Origin of the sequence: Corallococcus exercitus, from assembly GCF_003611585.1 — a bacterium.
GTDB lineage: Bacteria > Myxococcota > Myxococcia > Myxococcales > Myxococcaceae > Corallococcus > Corallococcus exercitus.
The window spans coordinates 1-16,846 of record NZ_RAVW01000205.1 but is presented as its reverse complement, the minus strand read 5'-3'; the positions used below and the strand labels follow the sequence as shown (position 1 = coordinate 16,846).

Sequence of the window (16,846 nt, the reverse complement as noted above, 5' to 3'; positions counted from 1 at the left end):
GGGGGCATGCGGGCCCAGGGGAAGCGGGCCTGCAACGCCTCTTCATCCAGCGACAGCACCTGCTGCGCGTGGAAGCGCCGCGCCCGGTGCCAGCCACGCGTGTCCAGCCGCCGGGCCAGCCGCCGCGACAGGGGGCTGATCATCGGCGTGGGCGTGAAGAGGGCCGGCTGCCCCTCCGCATCCCGCATGCAGCCCAGCTCCACCGCCCACGCCAGCAGCCAGCGGGGCCAGCCGCGGCCCGCGCGGCGAAGCGCGCTGAAGCGCCCCTGGGCGGCGCCGTCCACGAACGAGAAGCACCGCTCGTAGACGCACGCGGCCGCGAACGTCGCGGGCATCAGCGCCACCCCTTCCGCCCCGATGCGGCGGGCCATGAGGTGCAAGAGCTCCAGGATGTCGCGCGACAGGGAGAGGCCGGGGTGGAGTTGTCCGGGCAGGGGCGGCCGGCTCCAGTCGAAGGGGCGCCCGGGGTGCTGCAGGAGGAGGCTGTCCACGTAGAGCAGCGGGGCCTCCGCCACCGCGCGGGTGAAGCCCACTTCCGAGCCCGGGGCCTGGCGCAGGGACAGGTCCACGACGGGCGAGTGGTAGCGGCGGCTCAGGACGGTGAGGCGCGGCTGGAAGGGATCCTGGCAGGACAGGCGCAGCTCGAAGGGGCCGACGCGCTCCTCCACGCGCTGCGCGAAGCCATAGGCCTGGAGGGCGCGCTCCAGGCCCTCGCGGCTGTAGGTGCCGAACGCCAGACCCACGCGGTCGCCGCCGGACTCCAGGCCCAGGTCGTCCAGGGACAGGGACTCGCCCCCGGACGCGGAGAGGTCCAGGCTGCTCAGGCGCGAATAGGTGCGGCGAGCGTGGGAGCTGAGCTCTGGCGTCCGGGGCATGGGGGCGTCCTAGTCGTAGCGGATGTCCACCAGGGTGAGCTCAATCTCACCCCGGGGGCGCCGCACTTCCACCGTGTCGCCCGGGGCCTTGCGCAGGAGCGCGCGGCCCATGGGAGACTCGACGCTGATGCGGCCTCCGGAGGCGTCGATCTCATCCGAGCCGACAATCTGGTACGTGCTGCGGGTTCCGGCCTCGTCCTCCAGGGTCACGGTGGCGCCGAAGTAGACTTTCGAGCGGTCCTCCTGTTCCGAGGGGTTGACGATGGTGGCGGTGTCCAGGCGCTTCGAGAGGAAGCGGATGCGCCGGTCGATCTCCCGCAGGCGCTTCTTGCCGTAGATGTATTCGGCGTTTTCTGAACGGTCGCCCTGGGCGGCGGCGGCGGACACCTCGGCGGTCACTTTGGGGCGCGCCTCGTTGAGGAGCTGGAGCAGCTCGCGGTGCATGCGCTCGGCGCCCACCCGGGTGAGGTAGCGGCGGAACGGGGCCTGCTCCCCTGCCTCTTCGTCCTCGGCGTCGGGCGGTTCGGGAACTTCCTGGGACATGCCCTGTGTATAGCGCCGGAGGCTGACGGGCGGAGGGGCGCTGGCGGGCGGATGTTCACCCCAGGGCCAGGACGGAGCGTGTCAGGAAGCGGCGCCTGCGATCGCCAGTGGAACTCCCCGGGCGCTGCTGGTAGGAAGCGCCTCGCGGAGCCGAGGGTGGATCCGCGGTCGGTGCCAAAAAAAGAATAGCGAGTCGCTAGCTCAGCTGGTAGAGCACCGGCCTTTTAAGCCGAGGGTCGGGGGTTCGAGCCCCCCGCGACTCAAGCAGTGACGACGTCCCCGTCGTCTAGAGGCCCAGGACGCTGGCCTTTCAAGCCGGTAACACGGGTTCGAATCCCGTCGGGGACACTGGAACAGCCCCGTAGGCACCTTGGAGACACAAGGTGCCTACGGGGCTGAACCGTTTCTGGGGGGCGCTGGAGTCCGGTCGATGACGTACGGATTGCGTACGCCAATCCCCTTGCGGCTCGCTTCTCTCGTTCATCGGCGTGCCCTCAAAATGGGCGCGACCTTGAGAGCGACACGCAGTGCCACATGCTCGGAGTCCAGCAACGCCGAGTAGAAGTGAAAGACCCGTGAACTGGGGGAGCACCTTGGAGGTTGCGGTATGTTCCGCCGCCGATGGCTCTCTCCCCTCCCCTGACTCCCCAGCAGCGGCGTTCCGCGCTTGAACAGCTCTCCCGCGACCGGCTCATCCGTCTCTCCGACCACTTCAAGTTGGATGTCGGCGACCGTCGAGTCGTTGAAAACCACATCAGCGCGCTCATTGGGTCCATGTCCGTGGACTTCGAAGAATTGCTCGGCCTGCTCAAACGCGAGGAGCTTCAGGCCATCTGCGAAGGTCTGGGATTGGACCGGGGCGGTCGTGAAAAGAATGTCCTGGTCCAGCGCATCCTGAACCTCGGCGACACCCGCGACGAAGTTGAGACCGCCGCCGCTCCGTCCGTGGCCGCCCAGCCTCAAGCGGTAATGCGTAAACGGGCTCGCACTGAGAAGAACGGCGGCGATCTCGGCTTCGAGGCCACTCTCTGGCATGCGGCCGACAAGCTCCGAAACAACCTTGATGCCGCTGAGTACAAGCATGTGGTCCTGGGCCTGATCTTCCTCAAATACGTCAGCGACGCCTTCGAAGAGCGTCGAGCCCAACTCCTAGCCGAAGCCGACCAGGGTGCCGACGCCGAGGACCCGGATGAGTACCGGGCCGAGAATATCTTTTGGGTCCCCAGAGAGGCCCGTTGGCCTCAGATCCAAGCACAGGCGAAGCAGCCGACCATCGGCAAGCTCGTGGACGAAGCAATGGTCGCCATTGAGCGGGACAACCCCAGCCTGAAGGGCGTCCTGCCAAAGGAGTACGCCCGCCCGGGACTGGACAAGCAGCGCCTCGGTGAGCTGATCGACCTCATTGGCAGCATCGGCCTTGGAGACAGAGAGAACCGCAGCAAGGACATCCTCGGCCGCGTCTACGAGTACTTCCTCTCGCAGTTCGCCAGCGCCGAGGGCAAGAAGGGCGGCCAGTTCTACACGCCGCGCTCCGTGGTGAAGCTGCTCGTGGAGATGCTGGCGCCGTACCGTGGCCGGGTCTGTGACCCTTGCTGCGGTAGCGGCGGCATGTTCATCCAGGGCGAGAAGTTCGTGGAGGCACACGGCGGCAAGCTCGGGGACATAAGCATCTTCGGCCAAGAGTCGAACCCTACGACTTGGCGCTTGGCAAGAATGAACCTCGCGATCCGGGGCATCGACGCCAACCTCGGTGCAGAGAACGCCGACAGCTTCCACCGGGACCAGCACAAGGACCTGAAGGCTGACTACGTGTTGGCAAACCCGCCCTTCAACGACAGCGATTGGGGCGGAGACCGTCTACGAGAGGACGTGCGCTGGAAATTCGGCGTTCCCCCAGCTGGCAATGCCAACTTCGCCTGGGTGCAGCACTTCATCCATCACTTGGCCCCGACTGGGACAGCGGGCTTCGTCTTGGCGAACGGAAGCATGTCCTCGAACCAGAGCGGAGAAGGGGAGATCCGCCGGGCAATCATCGAAGCAGACCTAGTGGACTGCATGGTGGCGCTGCCGGGTCAGCTCTTCTACTCGACACAGATCCCCGTCTGTCTGTGGTTCCTTGCCCGCGACAAGAAAAACAATCGGCTACGGGACCGTCGCGGTGAGACCCTCTTCATCGACGCCCGGAAACTCGGGCGGATGATCGACCGCACCCACCGCGAGTTGACCGTTGAAGACATCGGGCAACTTGCGGGGACTTATCATGCATGGCGCGGCGACAAAGGCGTCGGCAAGTACGAAAACGTGCCTGGCTTCTGCAAGGCCACACGCCTGGAGGAGATCAGCAGCCACGGTTTTGTCCTGACGCCAGGCCGGTACGTTGGCGCCGAGCACCTGCCGGACGAGGGCGAGCCGTTCGCGGTCGGGTTTGAGCGGCTGGCATCAACGCTGGAGGCGCAGTTCGCGGAGGGAGCTAGGCTGGAGACGGCAATCCGCGAGAACCTTCGGAGGATCCAGAATGCCAGCCGCTGAGACAGGACTCGGTGCGACACTTGCCCACGGATTTGGGCGTGTGCATTGGCCGCTAGTGCGGTCTGGAGATCTGTTCGAGCTGAAATACGGTCGGGCCCTTGTGGAATCGAGTCGGCGCCCCGGTTTCATCCCCGTGTTCGGTACGAATGGCCAGTGCGGGTGGCACGATACGGCGCTTTTCTCAGGCCCCGGCGTGGTGCTGGGGCGCAAAGGCCAAGGCCCTCTTGGCGTCGAATGGGTGAAGGGCGACTACTGGGTGATCGACACCGCCTACTCGCTGGAGCGGCGTCGTAAAGATGTGGACCTCAAGTTCGCGTACTACCTCATCAAGTACGTTGGCTTGAACCATCTCAAGGATGGGACATCAAACCCTACCCTCGGCCGAGACACGTTCGCGGCCCAGCTGTTTCCGCTACCGCCGTTATCTCAGCAACTTCAGATCGCTCACGTCCTCAGCTTGTTGGACGACAAGATCGACCTCAACCGGCGCATGAACCAGACACTGGAGGCCATGGCCCAAGCGCTGTTCCGGTCCTGGTTCGTGGACTTCGATCCAGTCCGGGCTAAGGCCGAGGGGCGACAGCCAGAGGGGATGGACGCGGAGACTGCGGCGCTGTTCCCGAATAGGTTCGTGGAGTCAGATCTAGGGAATGCTCCTGAGGAATGGCCTATCAAGCGTCTGGGGGACATTCTGGAGCTTAAACGTGGATATGACCTCCCCAGCTCACAACGTGTCCTGGGCGCAGTACCAGTGGTCTCTTCTTCAGGGCCTTCTGGATGGCATAACGAACCAAAAGTGCCCGGTCCGGGAATAGTGACGGGGCGCTACGGAAGCATCGGCGAAGTCTTCTTGGTACGAGAGGACTTCTGGCCCTTGAACACAACACTATACGTGAGGGACTTGAAGGGAAACCACCTCATGTACACCTACCACTTGCTTCAGCTGCTAGACTTCAACAAGTTTTCCGACAAGGCAGCCGTACCCGGCATCAATCGCAACCACCTGCATGAGGAGAGGCTTGTAGCTGCCCCTCGAACCCTACAAGAGCGATTCTCAGACTTCGCGAGTCCGCTGCTTGAACTCGCAGCCAAGAACACTGCTCAGATAACTACTCTCGCAGCACTCCGCGACACGCTCCTCCCAAAGCTGCTTTCTGGGGAGATCCTCATCCGAGATGTCGAGTCCCAGCTCGCAGCCACTGCGTGACCATGAGCCTGACCCTCACCGAGTCTGTCGCTGAAGAGGAGGCGCTTCGCTACTTCGATGAGCTGAAGTATTCGGTGCTACTCGCCCAGAAGAACGATGCCGGTCCGCACCGAAAGAGCCTTGGCGACACCCTTCTTGTGCCGCAACTCCGAGGCGCCATCGCTCGGCTGAACCCCGGTCTACCCGCGACCGCAATTGATGAGGCCCTCCGGAAGGTGCTTGTCCAGGAGCACCCTGCCCTGCTCCAGGAGAACCGCCGCAATCACCGGCTCCTCGTCGATGGTGTCGAGATCGAGTACCTCGGGGACGGCGGCATAATCGGTGACCGGGTTCGGCTAATAGACTTCGGGGTCCCGGAAAACAACGACTGGCTGGTAGTCAGCCAGTTCACGGTGTTCGAGGCCGGTCACAACCGCCGCCCTGACCTCACGGTATTCCTCAACGGGTTCCCCATCGCGGTCATCGAGCTGAAGAACGCAGCCGACGAGGACGCCACCATCTGGACGGCCTTCCACCAGCTCCAGACCTACAAGAAGGACATCCCGTCGCTGTTCCGATTCAACGAGCTTCTGGTCGTCAGCGACGGTCTCGAAGCTCGGCTCGGCTCACTGACGGCGAACCGAGAGAGGTTCTCGCCCTGGCGGACCATTGAAGGGGAAGACCTCGCCCCGACGACGATGCTGGGCTTGGAGGTCCTCATCCGCGGTGTCTTCGAGCAGCGGAGACTCCTGGATTTCATCCGGCACTTCGTCGCATTCGAGGAGGACGGCGCCGAAATCATCAAGAAGCTCGCTGGCTACCACCAGTTCCACGCCGTGCAACGGGCTGTCGACGCGACCGTGCAGGCAGTCCGCCCCGATGGAGATCGCCGCGTTGGCGTCATCTGGCACACGCAGGGCTCCGGCAAAAGCCTGACGATGGCCTTCTACGCAGGGAAGGCGGTCCTGCATCCGGCCATGGAGAACCCGACCCTGGTCGTACTGACGGACCGGAACGATCTCGACGACCAGCTCTTCGCGACCTTCAGCCGCTGCCACGAGCTGCTCCGACAGAAGCCCGTCCAGGCGGAGGACCGAGCCGACCTCCGGAAGAAATTGAAAGTCGCCAGCGGCGGCGTGGTCTTCACGACCGTGCAGAAGTTCGCCCCCGAGGAGAAGGGTGACCGCTTCCCGCTGCTCTCGGATCGCCGGAACATCATCGTTGTTGCGGACGAGGCGCACCGCAGCCAGTACGACTTCATCGATGGCTTCGCCCGGCACCTGCGGGACGCGCTGCCGCACGCCAGCTTCATCGGGTTTACTGGGACTCCCATCGAGACCACAGACAAGAACACCCGTGCGGTCTTCGGTGAGTACATCAGCGTCTACGACATCCAGCGGGCCGTTGAGGACGGCGCCACGGTGCCCATCTACTACGAGGGCCGGCTCGCCAAACTGGAGCTGCTGGATTCGGAGCGACCGCACATCGACTCCGAGTTCGAAGAGGTCACGGAGGGCGAGGAGGAGGTCCGCCGGGAGCGGCTCAAGAGCAGGTGGGCCCAGCTCGAAGCCATCGTTGGTACGGAGAAGCGGCTCGGGGTCATCGCCCGAGACCTGGTTCAGCACCTGGAGCGGCGCCTGGAGGTCATGGACGGCAAGGCCATGGTGGTCTGCATGAGCCGGCGGATCTGTGTGGAGCTGTACCGCGAGCTGGTCCGGCTACGGCCCGGATGGCACAGCGACGACGACGAAAAAGGCGCCATCAAGGTCGTCATGACTGGCTCCGCCTCCGACCCCCTGGAGTGGCAGCCGCACATCCGCAGCAAGAGCCGCCGCGAGGCCCTGGCCAAACGCTTCAAGACCCCGAAGGACGAGCTGAAGCTGGTCCTGGTCAGGGACATGTGGTTGACCGGCTTCGACGCGCCCTGCGTCCACACCATGTACGTGGACAAGCCGATGCGCGGCCACGGCCTCATGCAAGCCATCGCCCGGGTGAACCGCGTCTTCAGGAACAAGCCCGGCGGCCTGGTCGTGGACTACCTGGGGCTTGCCGATCAGCTCAAGTCCGCGCTGGCTACGTACACGGAAGCCGGTGGCAAGGGCGGCACGGCCATCGACCAGAACGAGGCCGTGGCGGCGATGCTGGCGCGCTTCGAGGTCTGCCAGGCCATGTTCCACGGGCTGGACTACCGGCAGGTAATTGGCGACCTCAAGCGGCTTCTGAACTTCCTGCCAACGGCGCAGGAGCACATCCTGAAGCAGGAGGATGGCAAGGAGCGCTTCGTCCAGACAGTCACGGAGCTGAGCCGGGCCTTCGCCCTCGCGGTGCCGCATGAGGATGCGTTGAAGGTCCGGGACGAGGTGGCTTTCTTCCAGGCAGTGAAGGCGGCGCTCGTCAAACGAACGGCGGTGGATGCGAGGCCCGAGGAGGATCTCGATCAAGCCATCCGGCAGATCGTCAGCCGGGCGGTCGCAGCCAGCGAGGAGGTCATCGACATCTTCGCGGCTGCCGGCCTGAAGAAGCCGGATATCAGCATCCTCTCGGACGAGTTCCTTGCCGAGGTCCGGGGACTGCCGCAGCGAAACGTCGCCCTGGAGCTGCTTCGGAAGCTCCTCAACGACGAGCTGAAGCGCCGGTCGAGGACGAACCTGGTCCAGTCGCGAACCTTCTCGGAGATGCTGGAGCGCGCCGTCCGGTCGTACCGGAATCGGGCCATCGAAACCGCGCAGGTCATCGAAGAGTTGATCAAGCTCGCCGAGGAGATGCGCGAGGCGCAGGCCCGAGGAGAGAAGCTCGGACTCTCGGATGATGAACTGGCCTTCTACGAGGCGCTCGGCCTGAACAATGCCGCGCTCCAATTCATGGGCGAACCCGTATTGAAGGCCATGGCCCGGGAGCTGACGGAGATCATCCGCAGAAACGTGACCATCGACTGGACGCAGCGGGAGGCGGCTCGGGCGAAGCTCAGAACCCTCGTGAAGCGGTTGCTCCGCAAGTACAAGTACCCGCCGGACCGGCAGGAAGCGGCAACACAGACGGTGATGGAACAGGCCGAGCGGCTCTGTGAAACCTGGGCCGAGGACGGGCTGCTGGAGGCGTCAGCGACTCCGCCCCCGGGCGCTTCCGCCAGTGTGATTCAACTACCGGCACAGGTGTATCAGCACGAGCCAGCGAAGCCACTGATGGCGGCTGAGCCTGACCCGAAACTGGATGTCCCACCGAAGCCCCGCCGCCGTCATTAACTGGTGGGCCCCCATCCAGCGGCAACGCTCAGCACGCGGAGGTGCGGCGCGTCGCGTGATAGGGACACGGTGCGTCACTCCGGCCGTAGGAAAGAGAACCACTGCGCGAGCATTGGCGATGGTAGCCTTCCCATCCGGGAGGTCATGCACCAGTGCTCCAACCGTTCAGATTGGCCCTCGCGCTCGCGCTCGTGTGGGGAGCTGCTGCGAGGGCTGAGCCGGCACCGGGTGTACGGGGCAGGCGGGAACGATCCGTCGCCGTCGCCAGCACATCCGCCGAACCGTTGCCCATCGTCCGCGTTGCGGGGGACACCCCGACGTTGTTTCTCTTCTCTTCGCCGATCCAGAAGAAGACCCTGACCTTCGATGAGTCTCGGATCCGCGTCCTGGATGCCGGCGAGCGGTCGATCATCGTTCAGCCCGTGGCCAATCTCGGTGCGGGCGAGCGACAGGAGATCGGGGTCTTCTTCGCTGACGGCCGAGCGCCGGCACGGGCCGCGTTCGTGCTCGTGACCGACCCGGCCGAAGTGGACTCTCGGATCGATGTGCAACGCCCGGAACCGCCGAACACGGCCTGCCAGCCCACAGCCCAAGCTCCGGCGCCGAAGCCGGAAGACTTCGTGCTCCTTGGCTACGTGGACGCGAAGGGCGTCACGACGTCCAGCCACAAAGGCACGCTTGATGCTGTGCAGGGGCTGAGTTTGGACAAGCTCGTGGCCTTTCGGGGCACGGGTTGGATTCTGGCGGACGTGAAGATTGTGAACGGCCCTGACGCCCCCGCTTGGACACCACGAGAAGCGATGTTCGTGGGGCGCGTCGACATGCCCCTGCGGGCGCGACTGGTAGCGAAGAAGCCGGGAGCAATCCCCCCGGGGGAGTTCGGGCGCGTTCTTGCGGTCGTGGAAGTGCCAGAGACGAAAGCAGACCTCGTCTTCACCCTGGAGGTGCGTGGTGATGGGGAGCGTCGGCTCACGGTTCCAGACGTGCGATTCCCGAAGCCCGCCGCGGAGGATGCTCAATGAGCGCGACGCTGCCTCACGTTCCGCCCGGTTCGTTGATTGACGGGTGGCAGGTTTCCAAGCCACTCGGTGACGGAGGCTTTGCGTTCGTCTTCCTTGGCGAAAAGAACGGCAGTCAGCGGGCCATCAAGGTGGCCCAGCACCGGGAGTCCAGCGGCGACCCCAAGCAGACGCATGTCCGGACTCTGCGGGAGTTGACGGCGCTGCTCATGCTGGACCATCCCCACATCGTCCGGCCACAAGGATATGGACTGGCGGAGAGTGGGAACCTGTACCTCGCGCTCGACTACGTGGACGGCTGGACGCTCGCGGAGTGGGCGGAGCGCAAGCACCCGACCGTTCGCGAAATCCTCGGGGTCTTCGAGAAGATTGCCGGTGCGCTGGCCTACATGCATCGCCGGGGCGTCCTGCATCGGGACCTGAAGCTGTCCAACGTGCTCATCCGCAAGAGCGACGGCGAGCCCGTCATCATCGACTTCAGTTGCGCGACCTACACACTCGCCGAAGACCTGACGGATGGGGGGTTGCCTCCAGGGACAGACCGTTATCGCGCGCCCGAGCAGTTCAAGTTCCTGCGCGAGCACAAGGACGAGCACCGGGCCCGCTACGCCTTCCAGGTCGCCGACGAAATCTTCGCGGTCGGCGTCATGCTCCATGAACTGCTGACCGACCCACGCCCGACGGAGTTTCGTCCGCGCTTCGACTTGAACAGCCCTGCCCTCCCACCGCCGCCCCCTCGTTTGGCGAATGCGCGGGTGCCAGCGGCCCTGAGCGATCTCGTCGAGAACATCCTGGCCCGAGACCCCAAGGGGCGTCCGGTCGATACCGAGGCGCTGCGCCGCGAGCTGGCGGATCTCCGTGCCGAGCGCTCCGCTGAATATGACGTGCCGGCCCATCCACCCGCAGAACAACGTCACGGAGGGACAACACCTGCGGCTCTGGCGGTTCCCAGCTCGCCGCAATCCCTCAAGCGGCATGTGGCCCTGATGGAGCGAGCGCTTCGCGCGGGAAGTTGGCTCGCAGGCGTCGTTTGTCTCGTCGCGCTCGTCATGGCTGCGGCCCTCTGGCGCTCGTCAGGGAGCGCCCCCGGCGGGCCTGCCGGGTCGCGCGACGCCGCAGCCCCACGCCCTCCTCCTGCCACCACCCATTCCCCACCGACCGAGACATCCCCGCCTGCTATGACACCTGCTGGCCCTTCGTTCGTGAAAGTCCCGGGGCCAGCCATCGCCGCTGCCCCGAAGGAAGGATCCGCCTTGAAGACCCCAGTTCCCGAAGCCTCGTCCCCAGGACGTGCGCCACGCCTGCCGAAGAAGTCCGTTGCCGCCATCGAGTGCGCGTCTCTGTCGCTCGTCGCGGCGCTGGCGGCGGGTTGTCCGGGTGCCCAGATCCGGCCCGAGGCCTTCACCTGCCCGGCTGGGGCGGAAGAGGCCATGCGGGAGCAACTTCACTGGAAGGAAGGGGACAGCTTCTCCCTCCAACTCGATGACCGCCAAGCGAGTTTTGACAATGTATGGTTCACCGCTGGCGCGGAGGTGGTGGGGGTGGTCCCCAAAGGCGTCAGCGATGACCGGCAGGACGCGGTCGCCCCTCGTGGGACACGATTCTACGGCAAGGCCTACTACCTCTCCGACAAGATGGGGCGTGCGGATGGGCCAGCACTCGTCATCCGGTATGACCGCGTGAAGCTCCCGGGGCAGGAGGAGTATCCCATTTGCTTCGTGCACGAGGGGACTGTCGTGGCGTTCAAGGACGGTAGGGTGAAGGCATCAAATCGGGGTTCCGGGACAGTGGTGGATCGCTGGCCCTGAGCAGGCCCGGGGCGACGTGGTGGGTAGGTGCTTGATTTCGCCCCCTCCTCCTCGAACTCGACATGACCTTCCAGGGTCGTTCCACGACGGCCCATCCCACAGGTAACGTCGTCCACGACGCGTCGGCCTTCGGATGCCTGCGCGAAGAGGAGGAAAGAGCATGTCGGAAAGTGAGTTCAGGCTTCCACGCGGGGCCATTCTCTTCACGCGGGACGGCTTCCAGTACGAGTTCCGCGAAGACCTGGGAGAGGTCCACCACGGGTTGAGTCTCCTGCTGGCCCGGCGCCGAACTTCCGAGGGCAACATCCGGGGCAAGGTGCTGCTCAAGGCCGTGGGTGTTCCGAAGTTGCTGGAGGTGCCCCGCGTCAAGCGGGCGCGGGCGAAGTTGGAAGAGCAGGTGCGCCTCGCGACGTACCTCGACCATTCGGGCATCCTCCGTGTCCATGGGCTGCACAAGGCGGAGGGGTGCTGGTACGTCATCACCGAGCATCCGTCAGGGCACAGCATCAACACCCTGTTGACGCTCTCGGGGGAGTGCGGTCGCCGGTTCTCTCCCCTCTTCGCCCTCCATGTCGGGGCGCGCGTCGCCGAGGCCCTGGAGCATGCCCACGAGGCGAAGGACGAACAGGGGCGCTCCCTCAACATCGTCCACCGGGCGCTCGACGTTGAGCACATCTTCGTCGATTGGAACGGAGACGTGCAGGTCTCCGACTTTGGGCTCGCCCTTTCAGACCTGCCCGGCCGCGTTTCGTCCACGGTGCGCCAGCCGCAGGGGGATGCGTTCTACTCCTCCCCGGAAATGCTTCTGACGGGTCGCGTGGATGCGAGAGCGGACCTCTTCGCGCTTGGCAACGTCCTGCTTGAACTCGCGACGGGGAAGAACCTCCTGGATGCCCCGGACGCTTTGACCGAAGAGGTGAAGGGCTCGCTTTCGGTCAGGCAGCGCGTGCGGGTCCGACGTGCCGTCAGGCGGGCTCGGCTCGCTGGCAGCCCTGTCGGCGTGGAGGACGCGATCTGGCGGGCGGCGACCTACTCGCAAGCGGACCTGAATGCGTTGACGGAGTCCCTTCCGCAGGGGCTGGGCCTGGCACTGCGCAAGCTCCTCCAGCCCCGTCCGGAAGCCCGCTACCAGACCGCTCGGGAACTGGCGGCGGACCTGCGCCGCTGGCTCGGAGAAGGCGATGCCTACGGCCGGAAGGAAGCGGTGGCTGAACTCCACGAGATGGCCAAGCGCTCCCGCGAGGTGATGGTCGAGCTGGGCATGCGGCGCCCCCGTGGCCTCCAGGCTTCCCAGGACGAAATCAGCACGAACTAGCCGCCTGCTGTCCGGTAGTGGTGGACCGGGCGCATGCGCCCCCAGTGTGACCCTCCAGCGTGGATTGGGGGGACACACCAGGGAACAGCTTGGGACGGGGTGGTATGACGAACCCGAGGAAATCAAGGGGATAGGGGGTAACAGCACGTCCTGCCTGGGTTTCCTATCGCCTTGGCCCACGGGTTCGAATCCCGTCGGGGACACTGAAGGACCGAGGCCGGAAGCCGCTGAGACCCAGCGGTTTCCGGCCTCGGTGTTTTCAGGCTCCTTCGCATCTCCAGACGGATGGGAAGAAAGACCCTGCTGTCGCTATGGGAGATGCGCCCTGACGAAGGCCATCGCCCGAGCGATGATTTCGCGGGAGCGCTCGACGTCGTCCAGGACGTCGAAGGTGTGACGGCCTTCCGGGTGGTCGGCGAAGTCAATCTGAACGTCGGCAGCGGCTGCTTCGCGCATGAAGGCGTCAATCGACTGGTTCACCATCGGCGAATCCTGGCCGGCCCGGGCGACGAAGAGGGGCAGCCCCTTGGCCCGTGCCCCCACGAGCGCGGCGGGCGAGTAGGCGGCAGCCTGCTCCAGGAGGACGGGCGGCGCTCCCGGAGGCACGAGGGCCCGGAGGTCGAGGAGCGCATAGAACGCGAGCACGCAGCGCACGAAGGTCGGGCGTTCGCGGAGGACCCACGAAAGCTGCGGTCCTGCGCCTGAGAAATACCAGAGCACGATCCGGGACGGGTCCACGTTCAGCCTGTCCGCGTGGATCCGGACGTACTCCACCGCCGCGGCGATGTCGCTCTGGGAGCGAGGGTAGTCCTCCGGCGCGTGCAGGCGATGATTGAAGGCCACCCCCACGAACCCGGACGCTGCCGCGAGCGCCGAGTAGGACTGGAAGATGCCCCACTGCTTGGGTGGCACGCCCTCTCGCGGGATGGGGCCGCCGTGGACGAAGAAGATGGCCGGCACCCGGGCTCCTGATGGGAGGTTGGGCGGCAGCTGCAGGTCCATCAGCAGCTTCTCGTCTCCGTCCACGCGGTAGACTTCGTTGCGCCGCGTTGCCGTGTGGTCCATCCCTTCGACGCGGTAGACGATGGGCTTGCTCAGGTCGATCTCTGCCATTTGGGTCCTCACTTGCGAAACAATTGCGTGAGAGCGCCGGAGGCGTTCGAGAACGGCCGTATACGGCTCGCCGCTCTGCTTCTGGAGCGCACGAGCCCTCTTCTTTTCATTTCGACGGACGGTCATCGCCTGCCTCGACGCGGTGCGAAGCCCCATGCGCTCGCGTTCCGCAGAGGAAGCGATGCGACCTACTGCACAAAAGCCCGAGGAATCGAATCCCCTTCGTCCCAGAGCTTCACCAGGCATGGGCTGGTGATGGGACTGCGCGCGAGCAGGCCGCGTTCAGTGAAGGGAACTTGATCTCCCGGCGGGATGTCAAGCCGCGGCGGCTACCCCGTGGACTTCTGGACCGGGACGGGGCTTGGACGCGGGGGCGTGAGAGGAGGAGGCCGTGTCTCGGTATTCGCCAGCCGCTCGAGAGGGCGGAGGAGCGACATGACGCCATGGCCCAACACGGGCAAGGCCACGGAGGGCTGGAGAACCGCCTCCAGCCCCGCGTGCAGGTGCAGTATCCGGTAGAACTGGCGATGGACGTGTGCGTCGGTCGACGTGCGCTCCATCAGCCGCAGGAGGTACCAGTGCAGCAAGCCCAGCCCGAAGGGCCGCTTCCCGACGGCCTGCGGATACAGCAGGTCCATGCCCGTGCCCAACAGCCACGGGAGCCGGATGACTTCAGGCAGCCGCTCGCGGAAGCGCTGCGCCAGGCCCGATAGCTCGCCTCGTTCGGCCTGCTCGCGAAGGCAGGTGTCCAGCAGCTCGGCGCCAAGCCCCGCCACCGACATGCCTTGCCCGTAGAGGGGGTTGAAGGCACACGCGGCGTCTCCCAGGATGACCAGTCCCTCGGGAAAGCGGGGCAGCTTCTCGTAGTGCCGCCACCGGCAGTCCTTCACCTTGTGCTGGGAGATGGGCCCAATCGGCGTGGCCTCTTTCAGGGAGTCGTACAGGTCCGGACGCGTCAGTGAGCGCGCGTACTCGAGGAACCCCGCGTACTCGGTGGGCGCGTGCTCCCCGAAGTAGCCATTGAGGGTGACGAGCCACCGGCCTCCCTCGACGTGTGAGATGAAACCCGCGCGCCAGGCCTTGGGAGGACTTGGATAGAGGAAGAGCGCCTTCCATTCCTTCTGGAAGTGGGGCGGCGGCTCGTGCAGGCACGTCGTGTAGGAAAGGTCCACGATGACCTGCTCTTCCTCCGGGCGCGCGTAGCCGATGGCTTCCAACCACTGAGGCATCCGCGAGCCCCGGCCACTGGCATCCACGACGAGGTCCGCCTCCCACGACTCCTCGCCCTGGGGTGTCTTGACCCGGACGCCCGTGATGCGCCCCGTGCCCTTCTCGTCGCAGATGAGCCCTTCGATGGAGCAGCCCTCGCGCACCGCGACGTTGGGCCGCGCCTTCACCCGACGAAGGACGTTCCACTCGAGCAGGGGCCGGGTGCACAGCAGCCCGGGGATGCCGCTGGTGCGGCGCAGCTTCCACACCCCGAAGTGGTGCCAGGCGAGGTCTCCACTCGAGTCGATGAGTTCGGCGCCCTGGACCTGGAGGTGCTCGAACAGGTCCGGGAAGTACTTGTCGAGGATGCGCCGGCCCGTGTCCAACAGCACGTGGATGTGCGGCCCTTGCGGAACACCTTTGCGCGCGGCGGGCCCCTCCCCCCGGACATCCCGCTCCACCAGCGTCACCTTGTCGAAGTGGTCCGCGAGCACCCGCGCGCTCAGGAGCCCCGCCATGCTGCTGCCGATGACCACGGCGCTTCCGAATCTGCGTCCAGGGGTTTCCAAGTCCCAAGCCTCCAAGGCTTCATGTCGGGGCGCTGCTGCTCAGGGGGATCCACCTTCCCCAGAGCCGCTCGCCCCCGCCGGGGAGATTGCACCTCACCGGTCTGACATGCCCTCTCGGACCCAGGGCGTCTTCAGCTCGGCACGTCAACCAAGCCGACGACTTCCCTGACACAGGGGGCGGTGAGCGGCAGCGACGCGACGCCTTGCCCAGGCGCCTGGAAGAGGCCGAACCGGTCAATGCCACCATCCTCCGCTTCCTCAATAGCCGTTGAGGCGGGCAGGTCGGCCGCATCGACGACGGCATCCACGTGTCAGGTTGGCGCCCGTCAAGTGCATGCGCGACGGAGGCACGGACGCGCGGTGGGGCGAGGAGGCCGGTGCGGCTGGCCCCATGCGAGTGGAGCCGGCCGCGGCACTTCAGGGCGTCACGAGGCGCGGACTACAGGCAGGGCGCGCACTCGGGGGCGCACTGATAGCTGCCGTCGCAGCGCTGGCAGAGGAACTGGCGCGGCGGGCAGCTCGTGGAGCCCATGGCGGACACGGACGGGTCCGGATTGGCCACGACTTGCGGAGCGCACTCGAAGCACCTCGTGGCGCAGTAGGTGCCCGTGCCGTCGCACGTGGGGCAGAGTCTCTGGCCCGTCTTGCAGGTGAGGCCCTCGGCCTCGACGGTGGGCGCGGCGATGGGGACGGCGCAGTCCCCGCACATCATGGCGCAGTAGGTGCTCTTCCCATCACACGTAGGGCAGAGGTGCTGGCCCATCGCACAGGTGCTGCCCTGGGCGGTCACCTGCTCGCCCTGCGCCACGTTCTCATCCGCCACACCACAGCCCACGGCCAGCGTCAGCATCGCCACGACGGACATCGCGAGAGCATTCAGCTTCATCGGTATTCCTTTGTTGGGGGGGACCGCGTACCGCGGCGCGCACCCTACCCACGTGGCCGAATGCTGACGAGTCACGAGCGATGGCGCGAGACGTCACGTGGAGCGCGACATTCCGGGAGGGTGCGCGGCATGACTGCCCCGGATGTCGCTTCCTGGACGTTGCCGTGGCGGGGGCTCGGCGAAGTCCCGCTTCGCCGAGTGGGGCCTTCTTCATCCCAGCAACGGATGGAAGACGACGAAGTTCTTGTCGATGCGTTCGTCGTCCGACGTGTGGCCAGGGGTGGAACTCCGGCGTCGCGAAGCTCCAGCGCAGGTACGGCCAGCGGTGTTTGACGTTGGCGTGGATGGACACGCATGGGACGCCGCGTGAAGGTAGATCTGTTCCAGCTCTTCGCGGTGTCGGCTGAGTATAGGAATGATGGAAGGCCAGTTGAGGGGTGGCGTGCTGGAGCGCTGGGGCCGAGGAGGGCCGCTGACAGGGGCCGCCCGAGCAGCGCACCCGGTCGGTTGAGAGGCCGCTTGAGCCCCTTGAGGGACACGCCTGCCCAGCCC

The 16,846-nt window shown here is 65.7% G+C and carries 12 protein-coding genes and 2 tRNA genes; 8 read left to right on the top strand and 6 right to left on the bottom strand.

From position 1 onward, the window contains the following. A partial coding sequence (locus D7W79_RS23875; RefSeq protein WP_120527698.1) for a deacetylase occupies nucleotides 1-875 on the bottom strand: 875 nt, incomplete at its 3' end. Between the two features lie 9 nt (nucleotides 876-884). Next, entirely contained in the window at nucleotides 885-1,418 is a 534-nt protein-coding gene (gene greB, locus D7W79_RS23870; protein ID WP_120527697.1) for a transcription elongation factor GreB, read from the bottom strand. Between the two features lie 190 nt (nucleotides 1,419-1,608). On the opposite strand from greB, the gene D7W79_RS23865 reads away from it, so the two are divergent. The 8 genes from D7W79_RS23865 (at nucleotide 1,609) to D7W79_RS23830 (ending at nucleotide 12,517) form a co-directional block, all read left to right on the top strand. After that, nucleotides 1,609-1,681 (top strand) — tRNA-Lys (locus D7W79_RS23865). Between the two features lie 12 nt (nucleotides 1,682-1,693). Then, a tRNA-Glu gene (locus tag D7W79_RS23860) sits at nucleotides 1,694-1,766 on the top strand. A 273-nt stretch (nucleotides 1,767-2,039) separates the two neighbouring features. Beyond that, a complete protein-coding gene (locus D7W79_RS23855) occupies nucleotides 2,040-3,947 on the top strand; it encodes an N-6 DNA methylase (protein WP_120527696.1) in 1,908 nt (635 codons plus the stop codon). Further along, complete coding sequence (locus D7W79_RS23850; protein ID WP_120527695.1) at nucleotides 3,934-5,154, top strand: restriction endonuclease subunit S; 1,221 nt, start codon at nucleotides 3,934-3,936, stop codon at nucleotides 5,152-5,154. The genes D7W79_RS23855 and D7W79_RS23850 overlap by 14 nt, the downstream gene beginning before the upstream one ends. Nucleotides 5,155-5,156: 2 nt before the next feature. After that, on the top strand, nucleotides 5,157-8,375 hold the full coding sequence (locus D7W79_RS23845) for a type I restriction endonuclease subunit R (protein ID WP_120527694.1): 3,219 nt from the start codon (nucleotides 5,157-5,159) through the stop codon (nucleotides 8,373-8,375). Between the two features lie 152 nt (nucleotides 8,376-8,527). Then, a complete protein-coding gene (locus D7W79_RS23840) occupies nucleotides 8,528-9,397 on the top strand; it encodes a DUF2381 family protein (RefSeq protein WP_120527693.1) in 870 nt (289 codons plus the stop codon). Beyond that, nucleotides 9,394-11,202, top strand: coding sequence for a serine/threonine protein kinase (locus tag D7W79_RS23835; protein WP_120527692.1), 1,809 nt, complete (start codon nucleotides 9,394-9,396; stop codon nucleotides 11,200-11,202). The genes D7W79_RS23840 and D7W79_RS23835 overlap by 4 nt, the downstream gene beginning before the upstream one ends. A 160-nt stretch (nucleotides 11,203-11,362) precedes the next feature. After that, nucleotides 11,363-12,517 carry a serine/threonine protein kinase gene (locus D7W79_RS23830; RefSeq protein WP_120527691.1) on the top strand — a complete coding sequence of 385 codons (1,155 nt, stop codon included), beginning with the start codon at nucleotides 11,363-11,365 and terminating at the stop codon, nucleotides 12,515-12,517. Nucleotides 12,518-12,826: 309 nt separating this feature from the next. On the opposite strand, the gene D7W79_RS23825 is transcribed toward D7W79_RS23830, so the two are convergent. From D7W79_RS23825 to D7W79_RS23815, 4 genes are all read right to left on the bottom strand, one after another. Further along, a complete protein-coding gene (locus tag D7W79_RS23825; RefSeq protein ID WP_120527690.1) occupies nucleotides 12,827-13,630 on the bottom strand; it encodes an alpha/beta hydrolase in 804 nt (267 codons plus the stop codon). 329 nt (nucleotides 13,631-13,959) lie between these two features. Next, nucleotides 13,960-15,408, bottom strand: a complete 1,449-nt coding sequence (locus tag D7W79_RS23820; RefSeq protein ID WP_120527689.1) for an FAD-dependent oxidoreductase — start codon at nucleotides 15,406-15,408, stop codon at nucleotides 13,960-13,962. A gap of 131 nt (nucleotides 15,409-15,539) precedes the next feature. Then, nucleotides 15,540-15,716: a hypothetical protein gene (locus tag D7W79_RS43780; RefSeq protein ID WP_158617032.1), complete on the bottom strand. Its 177-nt coding sequence runs from the start codon at nucleotides 15,714-15,716 to the stop codon at nucleotides 15,540-15,542. Between the two features lie 131 nt (nucleotides 15,717-15,847). Beyond that, nucleotides 15,848-16,294, bottom strand: a complete 447-nt coding sequence (locus D7W79_RS23815; RefSeq protein WP_120527688.1) for a hypothetical protein — start codon at nucleotides 16,292-16,294, stop codon at nucleotides 15,848-15,850. Nucleotides 16,295-16,846 lie beyond the last annotated feature (552 nt).